General features: G+C 39.1%; 15 protein-coding genes and 1 tRNA gene. 8 read left to right on the forward strand and 8 right to left on the reverse strand.

The genetic code is table 11. The features are described from left to right. The first annotated feature begins 519 nt into the window (after positions 1 to 519). The 3 genes from IEO70_RS11575 to IEO70_RS11585 all read left to right on the forward strand — a co-directional run bounded on the left by IEO70_RS11575 (position 520) and on the right by IEO70_RS11585 (position 2,349). Positions 520 to 1,239, forward strand: coding sequence for an MgtC/SapB family protein (locus IEO70_RS11575; RefSeq protein WP_190998540.1), 720 nt, complete (start codon positions 520 to 522; stop codon positions 1,237 to 1,239). A gap of 96 nt (positions 1,240 to 1,335) precedes the next feature. Next, positions 1,336 to 1,408 (forward strand) — tRNA-Ala (locus tag IEO70_RS11580). A 149-nt stretch (positions 1,409 to 1,557) separates the two neighbouring features. Further along, positions 1,558 to 2,349, forward strand: coding sequence for a hypothetical protein (locus tag IEO70_RS11585; RefSeq protein WP_190998541.1), 792 nt, complete (start codon positions 1,558 to 1,560; stop codon positions 2,347 to 2,349). A 47-nt stretch (positions 2,350 to 2,396) separates the two neighbouring features. Here the strand turns inward: IEO70_RS11585 and IEO70_RS11590 are convergent, their stop codons facing one another. From IEO70_RS11590 to IEO70_RS11600, 3 genes are all read right to left on the reverse strand, one after another. Then, positions 2,397 to 3,197 (reverse strand): enoyl-CoA hydratase/isomerase family protein, encoded by an 801-nt coding sequence (locus tag IEO70_RS11590; RefSeq protein ID WP_190998542.1) that lies wholly within the window; start codon positions 3,195 to 3,197, stop codon positions 2,397 to 2,399. A 143-nt stretch (positions 3,198 to 3,340) separates the two neighbouring features. Then, complete coding sequence (locus tag IEO70_RS11595; protein WP_190998543.1) at positions 3,341 to 4,534, reverse strand: NAD(P)/FAD-dependent oxidoreductase; 1,194 nt, start codon at positions 4,532 to 4,534, stop codon at positions 3,341 to 3,343. 40 nt (positions 4,535 to 4,574) lie between these two features. Then, on the reverse strand, positions 4,575 to 5,018 hold the full coding sequence (locus IEO70_RS11600; RefSeq protein ID WP_190998544.1) for a DUF1641 domain-containing protein: 444 nt from the start codon (positions 5,016 to 5,018) through the stop codon (positions 4,575 to 4,577). A gap of 840 nt (positions 5,019 to 5,858) precedes the next feature. Here IEO70_RS11600 and IEO70_RS11605 point away from each other — a divergent pair. The 3 genes from IEO70_RS11605 to IEO70_RS11615 all read left to right on the forward strand — a co-directional run bounded on the left by IEO70_RS11605 (position 5,859) and on the right by IEO70_RS11615 (position 9,652). After that, complete coding sequence (locus IEO70_RS11605; RefSeq protein ID WP_328820921.1) at positions 5,859 to 6,962, forward strand: AI-2E family transporter; 1,104 nt, start codon at positions 5,859 to 5,861, stop codon at positions 6,960 to 6,962. A gap of 148 nt (positions 6,963 to 7,110) precedes the next feature. Next, positions 7,111 to 7,638, forward strand: a complete 528-nt coding sequence (locus tag IEO70_RS11610) for a GNAT family N-acetyltransferase (protein WP_190998546.1) — start codon at positions 7,111 to 7,113, stop codon at positions 7,636 to 7,638. Positions 7,639 to 7,792: 154 nt separating this feature from the next. Continuing rightward, positions 7,793 to 9,652 (forward strand): acyltransferase family protein, encoded by a 1,860-nt coding sequence (locus IEO70_RS11615; RefSeq protein WP_190998547.1) that lies wholly within the window; start codon positions 7,793 to 7,795, stop codon positions 9,650 to 9,652. A gap of 59 nt (positions 9,653 to 9,711) precedes the next feature. Here IEO70_RS11615 and IEO70_RS11620 read toward each other — a convergent pair whose 3' ends face one another. Continuing rightward, positions 9,712 to 10,359: an HD domain-containing protein gene (locus IEO70_RS11620; protein ID WP_190998548.1), complete on the reverse strand. Its 648-nt coding sequence runs from the start codon at positions 10,357 to 10,359 to the stop codon at positions 9,712 to 9,714. A gap of 128 nt (positions 10,360 to 10,487) precedes the next feature. Here IEO70_RS11620 and IEO70_RS11625 point away from each other — a divergent pair, with 128 nt between their 5' ends. Then, positions 10,488 to 11,252, forward strand: a complete 765-nt coding sequence (locus IEO70_RS11625) for a potassium channel family protein (RefSeq protein ID WP_190998549.1) — start codon at positions 10,488 to 10,490, stop codon at positions 11,250 to 11,252. Between the two features lie 338 nt (positions 11,253 to 11,590). Here the strand turns inward: IEO70_RS11625 and IEO70_RS11630 are convergent, their stop codons facing one another. Beyond that, positions 11,591 to 12,940, reverse strand: a complete 1,350-nt coding sequence (locus IEO70_RS11630; protein WP_190998550.1) for a glucose-6-phosphate isomerase — start codon at positions 12,938 to 12,940, stop codon at positions 11,591 to 11,593. Positions 12,941 to 13,063: 123 nt separating this feature from the next. Continuing rightward, positions 13,064 to 14,227: an iron-containing alcohol dehydrogenase gene (locus tag IEO70_RS11635; RefSeq protein ID WP_190998551.1), complete on the reverse strand. Its 1,164-nt coding sequence runs from the start codon at positions 14,225 to 14,227 to the stop codon at positions 13,064 to 13,066. Positions 14,228 to 14,337: 110 nt separating this feature from the next. Between IEO70_RS11635 and IEO70_RS11640 the strand changes: the two genes are divergently transcribed. Further along, positions 14,338 to 14,571: a DUF378 domain-containing protein gene (locus tag IEO70_RS11640; RefSeq protein WP_190998552.1), complete on the forward strand. Its 234-nt coding sequence runs from the start codon at positions 14,338 to 14,340 to the stop codon at positions 14,569 to 14,571. A gap of 66 nt (positions 14,572 to 14,637) precedes the next feature. Here the strand turns inward: IEO70_RS11640 and IEO70_RS11645 are convergent, their stop codons facing one another. Further along, complete coding sequence (locus tag IEO70_RS11645) at positions 14,638 to 15,825, reverse strand: ornithine--oxo-acid transaminase (protein ID WP_190998553.1); 1,188 nt, start codon at positions 15,823 to 15,825, stop codon at positions 14,638 to 14,640. Between the two features lie 111 nt (positions 15,826 to 15,936). Next, positions 15,937 to 16,341, reverse strand: coding sequence for a S1 domain-containing post-transcriptional regulator GSP13 (yugI, locus tag IEO70_RS11650; RefSeq protein ID WP_190998554.1), 405 nt, complete (start codon positions 16,339 to 16,341; stop codon positions 15,937 to 15,939). Positions 16,342 to 16,500 lie beyond the last annotated feature (159 nt).

Consider the following 16,500-nt stretch of genomic DNA (forward strand, 5'->3'; position numbering starts at 1 on the left):
AAGTGTTTGATAAAGCTCATAAAATAAAAAGTTTTGTTTCGGTCAATGCCGAAACGTTTTATTAGAATTAACGTTGACGTTTTTGTTTTGTTTAGTTTTCAAAGATCAATCCGTTGTTTCAAACAGAAGCTTTTTCATAATAACACCAGCTCGTTTGTTTGTCAACAACTTTTTATTTATTTTTTCATCGCCACTTCATCAGCGAGACGACTTTATTAATATAACATCCGCTTCTTTAATAGTCAATAACTTTTTTGAAATAATTTTCAAAGCTGTTATTTAGCTAACCATTAATTTATCTTATTGTTTCAGCGACAAGTAATAATTTAGCACGAATACAACTTTTGCGCAATAGTTTTTTTAAAAAAACTTTACGAAGCCATAAAACCTTCTGCTTACTAATACAATGTAACGATGGTCGCTCCCAAGGTTATTCTTATTTTTAAAACGGGTAATAAGTAAGTACATCGCAAACTTCTATGTTTCAGCAATAAATTGTACTCCAAGGAGGACGATTAAATGAATATACTCGAGGAACTGCTTCACTTTAATTGGCAAGCCCATTTTGATATCTTTTTAAAACTATGCCTCACCGGTTTTTTAGGATTAGTTATCGGGATTGAACGAGAGATAAAACGAAAACCTGTAGGTCTTAAGACAAGCACCGTCATAGCGATTGTCAGTTGCATGCTGACAGTTATCTCTATAGAAGCTCCATACATAACACCTGACAGTGAAACAGTTAATATTACAATGGATCCTCTACGTCTGGCTGCACAAATTATATCAGGAATCGGTTTTTTAGGGGCAGGTGTTATATTACGCCGTGAAAATGATACGATCACCGGATTAACAACCGCAGCGATGATATGGGGAGCTGCAGGCATTGGCGTGGCTGTCGGAGCAGGGTTCTACTTCGAAGCGATTGCCGGTGTGGTACTCATACTTATCAGTGTTGAACTCATTCCGCCACTTATGAATTTCATCGGACCAAAACAGCTAAGACAAAAGGAAATTATGCTTCAACTAATTGTATCGGATAAAAATAACATTAGTATCATAACCAAAAAAATAAAAGAACAAGATATAGATATCCAAAATATCCGTATTAAAAGCTCCGGAAATTCACTAATTGTCCAACTAATCATAGCTGTGCACTATCAACGCCTTACTGTTGATGTATATACAGCTGTTTCTAAAATCCAAGGTATCGAGGCTGTAGAAATTGAAAATCTCTAATAAACCATACCGAGCAGCAAAATCCGCTAAAATCAAATTGACACGCTCCCGGCTGTCAGTGTAAAGTATTAATAGTTAGAATTATCTACATTTTGAGGGGCATTGGCGCAGCTGGGAGCGCGCTTGCATGGCATGCAAGAGGTCAGGGGTTCGATCCCCCTATGCTCCATCTTCAAAACCTTGCGATGCAAGGTTTTTTCACTATGCCGACTATTCCAGTTGCTCTTCCTGTGTAACAATTTCTGTGTATATTGTGAATACCTAATCCTCATTCAAATACAAAAGGACTGAATTTTCAGTATAAAAGGGTGGTTGTTTATGCAAATCTATTCATTAAGCGGGCCTAGCGGTTCCGGAAAAAGCTCAAGCGCACTTGCATTTGCCCATCAATATAAAATACCCGCAATAATCGATGATGGCTTATTAATCATTAATGGCCAAAAAACCGCAGGAACATCCGCAAAATTCGAGAAAAATGCCTTAACTGCCGTAAAGCGCGCAACTTTTTTCGATCCAATCCACATAAAAGATATACAAAAAGCGCTAAGCTTATATGTAGTTGATAAGATTTTAATTATCGGAACATCCGATCGAATGACGACATTAATTGCAGAGCGCCTGCAACTAGGACCAATAACCCGCTACATTCATATAGAAGATATTCGGACTTCAAGCGAAATAAAAATAGCCCAGTATATCCGGAAAACAGAAGGAAAACATATTATTCCTGTCCCATTCAAACAAGTCGAACAAAATTTTTTCAGAAGATTGATTCAAAAAGGTATGGACATCTTCTCTCCTAAGAAAGAAAGAATTGGCGAAACGACGATTGTGCTCCCCGATTTTCAAAAAGGAACAATCCACATCGAGAGAAAAGTATTTCATGACATTATTGAACATATTTGTCGAAATAATAAATACGTCGTCCGTTGCAATAACCTTTATGTCCAACTGGCAGGCATACAATCTATTAATATTACAATTGAAATAATTAACCCTGTCTCTTTTAATATTCCCGAAGAGATAACACAGCTTCAAGAAGATATTTATGAAAGCTTTTTGCAGTATCTAAACATTGAATTTACCCGTATCCATATATGCATAAAATAATCAACAAAAAATGAGGGAAGCTTTATATATATAGCCTCCCTCATTTTTTATTTAATTGGTCGTCTCACAAATCGCGGTATTCTCTTCTCAACAAATGCCGCCACACCTTCCGGGAAATCTTGATGGTCAACAAACGGTGTTGATCCATTCCACAATACAGGAGCGCTATCGACACATTCTTGTACAGACTGTTTAATTGCCAACAATGATGCCGGGGATTGCGATGCTACCAGATTCCCCATTCTAATCGCATAGCGATCCAAGTCTTTTTCCTTTACTAAGTAGTTCAGCATACCCAGGCGGTGAGCTTCCTCAGCTTTTAAGATACGGCCTGTATAAACTAGATCTTTCGTTAAGCTCGGACCGATTAAGTTTACCAACCTCTGAGCAAATTGATTGTTCAGTGTAATTCCCAGCTTGCCGACCGGAATCCCTAAACGTGCTTTTTCTGAACCGATACGAATATCGCAGGCTAAAGCCAATTCCAGACCGGCACCCATAGCAGGACCATTAATGACGCCAATTGTAGGAATAGGCAATTTTTCAAAAGTAGAAATCGCTTTTTCCATTGAGATAAACGCATTTTCAGCTTCTTCAAGAGACATTTTATGAAATTCCTTTATGTCTGACCCTGCTGTGAATTGTTCGCCGGCTCCTCGAAGCAATAATACTCTATTTTTCGGATTATCAAGAACACGCGCACCAATTTCTGACAATTGATTCCACATGCTTGCCGTTAATGCATTTCGTAATTGCGGCCGATGAATCGTAATAATCGCAAGACCGGCCGTCTCTTGAAAAATAATCTTCGCTTGCTCAGCTTCCATTCGTTTAATTTTAACCTGCATCTCTACTGTTCCTCCCCAAGTTTGTTCGACATTTATACCTAAATCTTATGAACTATTATATCGTATGACTTCCACTCTCACTATAAAAAGCGCTCAATTCAAAAAAAAGGCTTTCCCATATAATTATGAGAAAGCTTTTTCGATTAATGCTTGCTTGAACCAGCCACTAAGCTGAACAAACCTTTAATATGAGACAAGTAGCGAACGTTGCTTGCTTCTTTCATTAGGATGGCCGGAAGACCTTTTAGAGGCAAGTTACTTTCGCCGACAATCGCAACTCCATCTTTACGTCCAAGGCTCGCTAATGTACCTGAGTTGATCGGGCTAAATTCTTCGAATGTTTTCCCTTCAAGGTATGCGTATAAGTTATACCCTGCTGTTTCACCCATCTGCCATGCAATTTGAGCTGTTGGAGGGTAAGGACGACCATCTTCTGCGAAATAAACTGCACTGTCGCCAACAACGAATACATCTTCATGAGATGTTGATTGCAAATGACCGTTAACAGTAGCACGTCCACGGTTCACTTCTAAACCTGATTCGCCTACAAGCGGATTACCTTGAACACCGCCAGTCCATACGAATGTATTGGCAACAATTTGTTGACCGTCTTTTAGGTCAATTTTATTGCCTTCTACGTTTGTTACAGGAAGACCTGTTAAGAATTTCACTCCGCGAGCTTCTAAGCTTTCAGTTGCACGTTCAATTAATGGTTCAGGAAGAACCGGCAAGATTTTCGGGCCTGCTTCAACAAGCATGACTTTCAATTCTTTCGGATCAACACCGTATTGTTTGCAAACTTTCGGGAATGTATCGACGATTTCGCCAACTAATTCAACGCCCGTTAAGCCGCCGCCGCCAATTAAGATTGTAGCGTCTGCTTCATTTTTTGTTTTTGCGTATTCACTGATGCGCTGTTCGATATGCTTACAAATTTTGTTTGCATCGTTAGCTGATTTCAGAACCATACTGTGTTCTTCAAGACCTGGAATTCCGAAGAACGCTGTTTGGCTTCCTAAAGCAACAACTAACGCATCGTATGTTAAGACTGTTCCGTTCTCAAGTTTCACATCTTTTTTATCTACGTTAAAAGATTTAACCTTAGTGATCTGAAGGTCAATATCTTTACCTTTTAATAATTTACTTAATGGCATTGCCACGTTTTCTTCAGCAACATTACCCGCTGCAAGTCTGTGCAATTCAGTAATTGTTTGATGAGTAGGATATTGGTTTACAACCGTTACCTTCGCTTGATCTTTATTTAAATATTTTCTAATAGTTGTAGCAGCCAGCAATCCGCCATAGCCTGCACCTAAAATGACAATATGTTTTGACATAATTTAAGTCCCCCGTCTTTACTCATTGATCAAGAATGATTTATTTTCTAGAGTCGTTTTCTCCAGCAACTTCAAGATATGCATTTACGAATCGGAAAAGCTTTTGAGCTTGCGGATCCTTCAGCATTCTCAATAGACCAAACAGACCAATCACTTCAGTACTCTCTTCTGCACGGTCTTTCGCTTCAATTGCATTCGCTGCGATAACCTTCACTTCATCTACGATCGGCTCAACAATTTCCTTGATGGCGCCTTTTGTATCGTTTATAAGAACTTTGTCATTCGCTACTGTCTGAGCGACATTATACGCTTGCGTCATGGCACCCACCATTTCAGCCAGCTTCGGCAGTTGATCCACTAAAGCCGAAAGGGACTCTTGTACTTCCGGTTTTAAAAGTTGATCAAGAAGATCGTCGCGTTGTTTAATAGCAGACTCTTCAGCTGCTGTTTGTTCAGACTTTGTTTGTGTGATAATTTCTGACATATCGCATTCTCCTTTACTATAAGCCATTTTGCTTACTTTTCGGGAATAACACATAAACCATTCCCATTTCCCTCATAAATTCTTATAAATATTTTTAGGAAGATTCAAATAAATAAACATATATTTTGCATCCCTATCTCCCTAAAACTGAAAACAAAGAACAAATTACTTAACTACTATTTCATTACAGCACCGTTTATGTGCCATAGCTCCATAAAAATGACAGTCATCTTAGCATGTGTTTGAAAGCATAATAAAGACCGGTAACCACAATAATGATACACATCTAACATCTGATTTTATGGCAGCAGTTAACGCTGTGTGCATAGCAAATGTTCTTTCTTAAGGGTCTCTCTATAAAGCAATTGTAGTTAGAGAGAAATATAAATAATAATATTTTTCTTCATTGAAAAACATTAATACCTAACTGAACACCAATCGGACCCCATTAAGCAAGCTCCAGATTACACTCTACATTATTTTATACCCCACTGGCATTGCTCTGAAAACATCCAGTCCAAAATCATTGTGCTGTTTTTAACATATAAATCTACTCATAAAAAACTACTTTGCAAAACATTTCACAAATTACAGAAGTAAAATAACAATCTGAAAACAATTATAATACATCCTCAATAAAGTGGCAATTATGTGAAACGCTTTTTAATCTATTCTCCACTTTCTATTGAAGTCAAAGGTCAATTTACGTTATCTTGTAATCATCAGCACTTTCAAATCAAACAAAGAATTTTTTTTTCGTAATTTCAGAAAACTAACTCGTTTTTTACAAAACTTGTCTATAATAAAGAAAAAGTGCGTTTAAGAGAGGAGAATTATTTAGTGAACGGTAAATTAAAATATTGGACAATACAATTGCTGATTATATTAGCAATTATATACATAGCTACCAAAGTTTCCTTTCTGTTTGAGCCGGTCGGAGTCTTTTTCTCCACTATATTTGCTCCGCTACTGATCTCCGGATTTTTATTTTTCATTTTTAATCCGGTTGTTAAATTCATGCAAAGAAAACTGAAGCTATCTCGTATTCTTTCGATTGTCGTCTTTTTTGTGGCGATGATTTCATTAATCAGTATAGCAATCGGAAGTATCATACCGATGATTTCAAAGCAAATCTCATTGTTAATTAATGATATCCCTTTTTATGCGAAACAAGTGGAAAAACTCATTACAGACATCTCCCGTTCAGAAGAACTAAAACTTATTCTAGCAAATGATTATGTATCGCTTGATGATATACAGGATAAGCTCGTCGAATTTCTGAACGGCTTACCTAATAAACTGACAAACGGTATCGTTGGCATATTCGGTTTCCTGACCAATGCAGTCATTACGATTGTCACGGTTCCGATTTTGTTGTTTTACATGTTTAAGGATGGCCATAAATTTCCGATTGCTATTTCAAAATTCATTCCGAAACAATACCGCAATGAAGCTTTAGAAATTATAGAGGATGTAGGAGAGACGCTATCTAATTACATTAGCGGTCAGGTTACTGTTGCCAGCATTGTCGGTCTTCTTTCGCTAATCGGGTATTGGATCATTGACCTTCCGTACGCATTATTATTGGCATTGGTAGTTGCTGTAACAAATATCATTCCTTATGTGGGTCCCATTCTTGGAGCAGCTCCGGCGTTTATTATCGCCTTGTTCGATTCACCATTGCAAGCATTGCTTGTAGTCGTTGTCGCAACCATCGCCCAACAAGCTGAAGGCAATTTCTTATCGCCTCTCATCCTTGGCAAAACACTCGATATCCATCCTGCAACTGTTATCATACTATTGCTTGCTGCAGGAAATATCGCAGGCATTGTCGGAATGGTTCTTGCCGTTCCAACCTATGCCGTTACTAAAACAATCGCTCTTAGCATCGCTCGCTTTTTAAGAATTCGAAAAGAAGCATCGCCGCCTGACCCGACAGGTTAACACAATTATTTCTAAATCGAATAAATGCCTGCCTTTTCATGAAAAAGGCGGGCATTTTTTATAGGCTTCAATGTTGATAATCAAAAAAAAATTCGTTACCCTTAGAAAAAACGCGCTAGACTACCAAAAAATAAAGGACGTGTACGTAATGAAAGAAATTTTTAAAATTAGAGATGCAATAATAGAAGATTTGCCGGAGATTGTTCAAATTTATAATTCTACCATTCCATCAAGAATGGTTACAGCTGACTTACAAGAGGTGACAGTCGAAAGCCGGATGAATTGGTTTCAGGAGCATTCTCCTAATTGTCGTCCTTTATGGGTAATATTGAATGACGGTAATATTTGCGCTTGGCTTAGCTTTCAATCGTTCTACGGAAGACCTGCCTATAACGGGACTGCTGAAGTAAGTATTTATATACATGAACAGTTTCGAAATAAAGGACTCGGTAAGTACATGCTAGAACAGGCAATTGAGTTCTGCCCCAAAATTGGCATTACCAATCTTCTCGGCTTTATATTTGCCCATAATCATTCCAGCATAAAACTGTTCGAACGTCACGGCTTTGATCAATGGGGCCATTTACCGAAAGTCGCTGTTTTGGATGGAATAGAACGGGATTTAATGATTTTTGGGAAACGAATCCACGCGGAAGAAACAACTTCAGCGAAATAAACAGCCTTTTGCTTGATTAATATGTCCAAAAGTATAAAACTGAGTATGGAGCAATTTTCAAAAGTACAACATATCATCTTAGAGAGGAAGAAACGTTCAGCTTTTTTGTTTTCTTCTTCATACAAAATATAATGTATAAAGGACTATTGAACTAATGAATAAAATGAAACCTACTCGATATATAAGGAGCTTGGATGGTTTGCGCGGATTAGCGGTTCTCGCTGTTATTGCATACCACCTCAATTTCCCTTGGGCATCAGGAGGACTTCTCGGTGTAACCATTTTCTTTGTTTTGTCAGGCTATTTGATTACCAATCTCCTAGTAATTGAATATGAAAATAATAATAGAATCAACTTAAAAAATTTCTGGATAAGGCGTGCAAGACGGTTGCTGCCTGCTATGTTTACTGTTCTTGTTACAGTTACAGCCTGGTCTACCCTATTCGCTCGACCCTTTTTAGAGCGCTTGCGCGACGATTTCATACCCGCATTGCTTTATTACAGTAACTGGTGGTACATATTTCAAGATTTATCTTATTTTGAAGCGATGTCTACTCCTTCATTGCTGACCCACTTCTGGTCTTTAGCTATTGAAGAACAATTTTACATTATTTGGCCATTACTGATTGCAGGGGCTTTCCTCTGCCATATGAGTAAAAAGCAGATGGTCAAATTAACATTGCTGATGGCGCTCTTATCTTCTTTATTAATGGCGCTATTCTACAGCTCAACCACTGACCCGAGCAGAGTTTATTACGGAACAGATACACGTGCATTTTCTTTATTGATTGGCGCGGCACTTGCCTTTATTTGGCCAAGTCAGAAATTATCAAAGACAATACCAGCATCCTTAAGGCGCTCAATGGATATTATTGGAGCTGTTTGCTTAACAGCAATCCTAGTCATGATGGTAGTAGTAAATCAATATGATGGCTTTCTTTATCGCGGCGGTATGCTTTTAGCATCCCTTTTGACAGCAGTGCTTCTTGCCGTGCTCATTCACCCCGCAAGCAAGCTGGGAGTGTTCATGACTTTTAAGCCGCTTACATGGGTTGGAGAACGCTCATATGGCATCTACTTATGGCACTTTCCGGTCATTTTACTTACGAGCCCACAAATCAGTACGAGTGAAACGAGCCTTGTGACTATCGCTGTCCAAATTGCACTTACGCTAATTTTATCTGCAATATCGTATAAATATATCGAAAACCCAATCCGTAAAGGCGCTGTCGGCTCTTTCTATGCAAAGATACAAAGTCGTGGTTGGTCAATAAAACAAACAACATACCGGCAATGGTTCACTGTTGGCTGTATAGCCTTATTAGTCACTGTTTCCTGTATAGGTTTGAGTTTTAAATCAATTGGCGCTCTTCAACCAGAAATCTCTAGCGCTGGGTCTGCGACTATATCTGAACAGTCTTCAGACATGCCAGACGCGGATATAAAGGAAAACTCAAATAAAGAAACAACGCCTGCTGAAAAGGACGAACAACCAGCCGATGAAAAAGTAGCAGATGATAAGGTAAAACAACCCCAAAAAGCGCCGACAGATTACAATATTACCATTATCGGTGATTCTGTTATGGTGAATGTCGAACCATTTATAAAAACGCATTTCCCAAATACAACTGTAAATGCTTCAATTGGAAGGCAATTGCATGAAGGTACCGATTTAATCAAAAGTATGAATCAAAACAATAAGCTCGGAGACATCGTTATTATCGCTCTTGGTTCAAATGGATCCTTTACATCCGATCAGCTCTCCGACGCTTTGGAGGCGGTCGGCTCAAATCGTCAAATATTTCTCATCAACACAAGAGTGCCTAGAAATTGGGAAAATATCGTTAATAAAAGATTAGAAGAAGCTGCCGATCATAATCCATCTGTACATTTAATAGATTGGTATTCAACCAGCAGCGGGCGTAATGAATATTTCGCCAACGACGGCATTCATTTGACTCAGACAGGTGCTAGAGCATATGCAGCTATGATTGCAGCCGAAGTGCAGAAATAATAATATCAGCATGAAAGAAGTCGCTTGAAATCAAGCGGCTTCTTTCACGTCAATGGATACTATTTCTTTCCTTGCCATTCTTTAAAGAACTGCTGCAAATATATTTCCATAAACTGATGGCGCTCTTTAGCCAGCAATTTTGCATAATCTGTGTTCATCAACTCTTTTAACTTTAACAGCTTCTCATAAAAGTGATTAATAGCTGTCGATTTCCCGCTTCTATATTCCTCCTTTGTTATCTTCTCTCTCGGGGCCATTGCCGGATTGTAAATTAAATCCCCTTTCGAACCTGCATAAGCAAACGTTCTTGCAATACCGATAGCTCCAATGGCATCTAACCGATCCGCATCTTGAACGACTTTCCCTTCTAACGTTTGCATCGCAGGCTGTCCGCCGCCTTTATATGACATACCAGAAATGATGCTGATAATTTTTGAAATAGAAGACTCATCCATAGCGATGGCATACAGCCAGTCTCTAACTTTTTTTAATCCCTCAGCTTCTGTAGCATTTAGCTTCTCATCGGCAATATCATGCAGCAAGGCACTCATCTCGCATATAAATAAATCCGCCTGTTCCTTCATTGCAATTGTTTTTGCCAGCTCTGCTACACGTACAATATGCCACCAATCGTGACCGCTCGCATCGTTTTCCAGATGCTTCTTCACAAAATCCTTCGTTAACTCTATTTGTTCTTCTTTCTTCATCTATTTTCACCATATTCTGTTTTAGTTTATTTGCTTAACTATATCATCACTTTCTTCATTTTGTTTAAAATGAGTGATTTTTTCATGTATGAACATACTAACTTTGAACAGAACTACGGGGGTTGCCTATGCAAAAACTAATAAAACTACTGATTCGGCTGCCGCGAATAATCAAATCGATTCTGATTGTTCTACTCTTAATTAGTTTTTTCGGGCTGTTAATCGCCATTATTGAACCTGACACTTTCCCTTCCTTTCTCATCGGAATTTGGTGGGCAATTGTTACAACCTCCACCGTCGGATATGGAGATTATGTTCCGGAAACGATTGCTGGCAAGCTGATTGGCATAACCCTTATTCTAATCGGAGCCGGGTTTGTTACAGCTTATTTTGCAACACTTGCTGCGGAAGCAGTCAGAACGGAGGAAATGCTGTTGAAGGGCTTAAAAGGTGTGAAAGAAGAAAATCATATAATCATTGTCGGATGGAATGAAAAGTCACGCAACATTATTTCTTCGCTACACGCAGCCAATGAACGTAAGCCTATTGTCTTAATTGACCATACGCTTGATAAACATCCCGATACACCTCTTACTTTTCATTTCATTAAAGGAAAAGCTCATGAAGATCACACCTTAAAGAGGGCAAATATCCAAGCGGCAAAAAAAATTGTCATAACAGCCGATGTGAATAAAAATGAATTTCAGGCAGATATGTTCTCGATTTTAACGTTAATAGCAAGCAAAGGCCTTAATCCTGCCATCAACGCATGCGTCGAGATACTGACAGAAACCCAAGTGATCAATGCTCAACGTGCCGGAGCCGACCACATCATCCAAACGAATTTATTCGCCGGTGAAAAGATGGTCACTGTACTCCTAAGCGAACCGTAAGAACAAAAGCGCAAGCGCCCTCTAAAAAGCACCGTATGAACTGGAGGCCGCCGACCAAGATATAGGAAACACGAAGAACGACAGTGATTCGATGTTGACTTATCGAAGGGAGGTTGCCGAAGGGCAATAGGTGCTGGGCGCTGGAGCTGGACGTTGATACACTTGTTTTAACTTATACACAATGTGTAATTTTATAATTTCCTAAACTATAAGAAAAACCGACACCGCCCATTTTCATTTTTAATTTTGCTCCTTCCTTCTCTTTCAGCGAAATCCTTCCTTACAGAATAAAAAAAAGGGCTGCTCAATCATTTTTTTGAGCAGGCCCTCTTTGTTTATTATTTTAAACGTGCTTCTAATTCTGCTTTTTTCTCTTCAAAGCCCGGTTTACCAAGTAAAGCAAACATATTGACTTTGTACGCTTCTACTCCCGGCTGATCAAACGGGTTAACTCCAAGCAAGTAGCCGCTCATTGCGCAAGCTTTTTCGAAGAAGTATACCATATAGCCGAATGTGTACGCATCCATTGCCGGGATCTCAACAACTAAGTTCGGAACTCCCCCGTCAGTATGAGCTAAAAGCGTTCCTTGGAAAGCTTTGTTATTAACAAAATCAACTGTTTCGCCCGCTAAATAATTCAAACCGTCGCTATCGTTCTCTTCTGCTTCAATAACGATTTCATGACGCGCTTTCTTCACTTTTACAATCGTTTCAAATAGATCGCGGCGCCCTTCCTGAACATATTGACCTAATGAATGAAGGTCAGTCGAGAAGTTAGCTGATGAAGGATAGATTCCCTTCTGGTCTTTTCCTTCGCTTTCACCGAATAATTGCTTCCACCATTCGTTGAAGTATTGCAGACCTGGCTCATAGTTGATTAGCATTTCGATTGTTTTACCTTTATTGTATAAAACGTTTCGAACCGCAGCATATTGATAAGCAGGATTTTCAGAAAGCTCAGATTTGCTGAAGTCTTCCTGCGCTGCTTGTGCACCTTGCATAATTGCTTCGATATCGATTCCGGCAACTGCAATCGGCAGTAATCCAACAGCTGTCAGAACAGAGAAACGACCACCGACATCATCAGGAATAACAAATGTTTCATAGCCTTGTTCATCTGCAACAGACTTTAATGCGCCACGCTCTTTATCTGTTGTAGCATAAATGCGTTTGCGTGCTTCCTCTTTCCCATATTTATTTTCAAGCAGTTTGCGGAATAAACGGAAAGCAATCGCAGGCTCTGTTGTTGTACCGGATTTAGAAATAACATTAATTGAAAAATCCTTCTCCTGAAGCAGGTCGATTAAATCATGCATATATGTACTGCTGATATTATTTCCGACAAATACGATTTGTGGAAGTTTTCTTTGTTCCTTCGTTATCGCATTGTAGAAACTATGCTGAAGCATTTCGATGGCAGCACGCGCTCCTAAATATGAGCCGCCAATTCCAACTACAAGCAAGATATCAGAATCATTTTTAATTTTTTCTGCCGCTTTTTGGATGCGGGCAAATTCTTCACGGTCATAGGCAGTCGGTAAGTTAATCCACCCCAGAAAATCATTGCCTGCCCCAGTGCCTTCATGTAAGGAATGGTGCGCAACCTTTACAGCATCTTGTAAATAAGTTAGTTCATGCTCTCCAAAAAAAGGTAAAGCTGTAGAGTAATCAAAACGAATATGAGTCATCTATTTTCCTCCATTTATAATTATTCATTTCCCACTTTATCGAATAGGGGATACATATTCAAGAAAACGTTTTACTTTATCAATTCCAATTTTTCCCCTTCTTAAAAAAGACTTGCAAAACTTTTATAAAGAAGCCTGTAGAATAGCAACAACATCTTCTCTGTTTAACTTCTTAAAATTACCGAATGGTCCTCTTAACATCGCTTTATCAGCAATGACAGGGATTGTTGTTTCATCAATGTTATAGTCAGCTAATGTGCTCGGCGCTCCTATACTGCTCCAAAACTCTCTTACACACTCAATTCCTTCAAGTGCAATTTCTTCATCGCTCATGCCGCTTGGGTCCACATTCCATACCCTGACAGCCAACTGAACAAATCGGTCAAGTTTCTCATGCATCGTATACTTCATCCAATTCGGGAATAGAATAGCCAGACCACCGGCATGTGGAATGTCATGAACGGCTGAAACTGCATGCTCTATGCCATGTGATGCCCAATCACCCGCTGCCCCAACAGATAAGTACCCATTTAATGCAATTGTACCTGAGTATAGTATTGTTTCACGCAGCTCATAATTATGTAAATCATGAATCAATTTCGGCGCAGCCTCGATTACTGTCTGCAGCACAGACTCACACATCCGGTCCTGAAGCGGAGTATTACTCGTTTTGTGAAAATATTGCTCAAACACATGAGACATCATATCGACAATTCCATACACTGTATGATTTAACGGTACTGTAAACGTATTTTGCGGATCTAAAATTGAAAACTTCGGAAATGTAAGCGGACTGCCCCAGCCAAATTTCTCTTTCGTTTCCCAATTTGTTATTACAGAACCTGAATTCATCTCTGAACCTGTTGCCGCGATCGTTAATACCGTTCCAAAAGGAAGTGCCGCCTCGACTTGCGCCTTTTTCGTCACAAGATCCCAAGGGTCGCCATCATATTTTGCACCCGCTGCAATTAGCTTCGTACAATCAATAACACTGCCGCCTCCTACCGCCAGCAAAAATTCAATGCCATGCTCCTTGCATAAATTAACGCCTTTTCGTGCCGTAGAAATTCGTGGATTAGGTTCGACGCCCGCTAACTCAAATACCTCTGCTCCAACTTTCTGCAGCTGATTCAACACTTCATCATATAAACCATTTCTCTTTATGCTTCCTCCACCATAAACAACTAAAACTTTTTTGCCATACTGAGGCACTTCCTGAGTGATAGCTTCTACTGTATTTTTTCCGAAAATTAATTTTGTAGGATTGCAATAACTAAATTTATTCATGAATAAACTCCTTTCGATTTCAAAACATGCTAAAAAAATTAAGCCACTTTGTATAGTATTTCTTTTTTTACTAAAGCTATAAAGGAATCACCTTAAAAGGAGGAACAATCATGAGCTGGATACAGCGTACAGCCCTTGTTTTAACGATTATCGGCGCTATAAACTGGGGACTTATCGGATTCTTTCAATATGATTTGGTAGCTGCAATTTTCGGCGGCCAAGGCAGCTTATTTTCAAGAGTTATATTTGGTTTAGTCGGAATTGCAGGATTGGTGAACTTAGGATTATTATTCAAGCCGAATGAAGCATCTGTCACAAGTCCGGAAGCAAAACCAAGCCGCTAATTCCTAAATCATTTTTACAATGGGGTAGTCCGAGCAAAACAGGACAACCCCATTTTTCCATTTATCTTATTCCAATACTTCTTTTATTTTCTCTAATGCCGATTCCAATTCCTCTTTTTTTATTATTAAAGGCGGAGCAAGGCGAATAACATGATCATGGGTTTCTTTACACAAAATCCCCTTCTCCATTAGCTTTTCACAATATGGACGGGCTTTCTCTTTTAATTCTATGCCAATAAATAAACCTCGTCCTCTTACCTCGATGATCGCCTCATTTCTTATTGCGTTTAAAGAGGCGAGCAATTGATTCCCTAAAACATTGGAACGCTCGGCGAGATTCTCTTCGACGATAACTTTTAATGCTGCCAATGACACAGCGCATGCCAGCGGATTCCCGCCAAAAGTAGAACCATGTGATCCCGGATTGAATACACCTAATATGTCTTTATTAGCCGCAACACAAGAAATCGGGAAAACTCCTCCTCCCAATGCCTTGCCTAATATGTAAACATCGGGTTCAACATCTTCCCAATCACAAGCAAACATTTTACCTGTTCTGCCTAGTCCTGTTTGAATTTCATCAGCCATAAAGAGAACTTGATTTTCACTGCAAATAGCAGCTGCCCCTCTTAAATAGCCTTGCGGCGGCACAATGATGCCCGCTTCACCTTGGATTGGCTCAACTAAAAAGGCGGCAGTATTTTCATTTATGGCATTTTCAAGCGCTCCTAAGTCTCCGTACGGAATTAATCGGATACCCGGAAGCATTGGTCCAAATCCGCGTTTATATTCTTCCTCGGATGAAAGAGAGACAGCCGCCATAGTACGCCCATGAAAATTGCCTGTGCACGCGATAATTTCAGCTTTATTTTCAGAAATACCTTTCACATCATAAGCCCAGCGCCTAGCTGCTTTAATAGCTGTCTCTACCGCCTCAGCTCCTGTGTTCATCGGCAAAACCATCTCTTTTTTTGTCAGGTCGCATATTTGTTTATACCAAGGACCAAGCAGGTCATGATGAAAAGCTCTGGAAGTGAGCGTGATGCGATCTGCCTGATTTTTGAGAGCCTCAATGATTTTTGGGTGCCGATGTCCTTGATTTAAGGCCGAATATGCACTTAACATATCCAGATACCTATTTCCCTCCAAATCCTCTACCCAAACGCCTTCTCCTTTTTCCAACACAATCGGAAGCGGATGATAATTATGGGCCCCAAATTGATCTGTTTGTTGAATAATATCTTTCGAATTCATTTTACCCCTCTTTTCTAAAAAGACTTAATAAAACGAAAACTCACTATATTCATTATATATGAAGCTTACTGAATAAAAAAACCGCCATTATATGACGGTTTTCTTAAAGAATTATTTTTTGATTAAATCTTGGCGATCAGATTGTGCGATCCACTCTTGAAGCTTGTCTTTTAAAGTGTTGAAACCTTCTTCCGGAGCTGTTGATGCTGCAACTGCTGTAGCTTGACGCTTTTGAGCAGGTGCTTTTTTAGCGCGTTGCTCTTGAGCCGGAGCTTCCTGAGTAGCACGGATTGATAAACTGATTTTGCCTGCAGCTTCGTCAACTGATAATACTTTAACAGTAACTTCTTGACCTACTTTAAGATGCTCATTAACATCTTTAACATAACCGTGAGTTACTTCAGAGATATGAACTAAACCTTGTGTATTTTCGTCAAGTGCCACGAATGCACCATAAGGCTGGATTCCTTTAACTGTACCTGTTACTACTGAACCTACTTCAAATTTTGCTGACATATAAACACTCCTATATATATACTTATTTTATTCGTCTATTTACACAATATAATACTATATCATATTAATTGGTTTACATCAAAGAATAGTTTACCGACCGTTCTTTGATTAGTATTAGATGTTTCCTAATTCTTTTCTTTCTACTCATTTACACGGAAT

Source organism: Peribacillus faecalis, from assembly GCF_014712675.1.
Taxonomy (GTDB): Bacteria; Bacillota; Bacilli; order Bacillales; family DSM-1321; genus Bacillus_AD; species Bacillus_AD faecalis.

Bases quoted from the DNA above. Each gene is read 5' to 3' on its own strand.
- IEO70_RS11575 (WP_190998540.1), top strand. From the start codon at position 520: ATGAATATACTCGAGGAACTGCTTCACTTTAATTGGCAAGCCCATTTT.
- IEO70_RS11585 (WP_190998541.1), top strand. From the start codon at position 1,558: ATGCAAATCTATTCATTAAGCGGGCCTAGCGGTTCCGGAAAAAGCTCA.
- IEO70_RS11590 (WP_190998542.1), bottom strand. From the start codon at position 3,197: ATGCAGGTTAAAATTAAACGAATGGAAGCTGAGCAAGCGAAGATTATT.
- IEO70_RS11595 (WP_190998543.1), bottom strand. From the start codon at position 4,534: ATGTCAAAACATATTGTCATTTTAGGTGCAGGCTATGGCGGATTGCTG.
- IEO70_RS11600 (WP_190998544.1), bottom strand. From the start codon at position 5,018: ATGTCAGAAATTATCACACAAACAAAGTCTGAACAAACAGCAGCTGAA.
- IEO70_RS11610 (WP_190998546.1), top strand. From the start codon at position 7,111: ATGAAAGAAATTTTTAAAATTAGAGATGCAATAATAGAAGATTTGCCG.
- IEO70_RS11615 (WP_190998547.1), top strand. From the start codon at position 7,793: ATGAATAAAATGAAACCTACTCGATATATAAGGAGCTTGGATGGTTTG.
- IEO70_RS11620 (WP_190998548.1), bottom strand. From the start codon at position 10,359: ATGAAGAAAGAAGAACAAATAGAGTTAACGAAGGATTTTGTGAAGAAG.
- IEO70_RS11625 (WP_190998549.1), top strand. From the start codon at position 10,488: ATGCAAAAACTAATAAAACTACTGATTCGGCTGCCGCGAATAATCAAA.
- IEO70_RS11630 (WP_190998550.1), bottom strand. From the start codon at position 12,940: ATGACTCATATTCGTTTTGATTACTCTACAGCTTTACCTTTTTTTGGA.
- IEO70_RS11635 (WP_190998551.1), bottom strand. From the start codon at position 14,227: ATGAATAAATTTAGTTATTGCAATCCTACAAAATTAATTTTCGGAAAA.
- IEO70_RS11640 (WP_190998552.1), top strand. From the start codon at position 14,338: ATGAGCTGGATACAGCGTACAGCCCTTGTTTTAACGATTATCGGCGCT.
- IEO70_RS11645 (WP_190998553.1), bottom strand. From the start codon at position 15,825: ATGAATTCGAAAGATATTATTCAACAAACAGATCAATTTGGGGCCCAT.
- yugI (WP_190998554.1), bottom strand. From the start codon at position 16,341: ATGTCAGCAAAATTTGAAGTAGGTTCAGTAGTAACAGGTACAGTTAAA.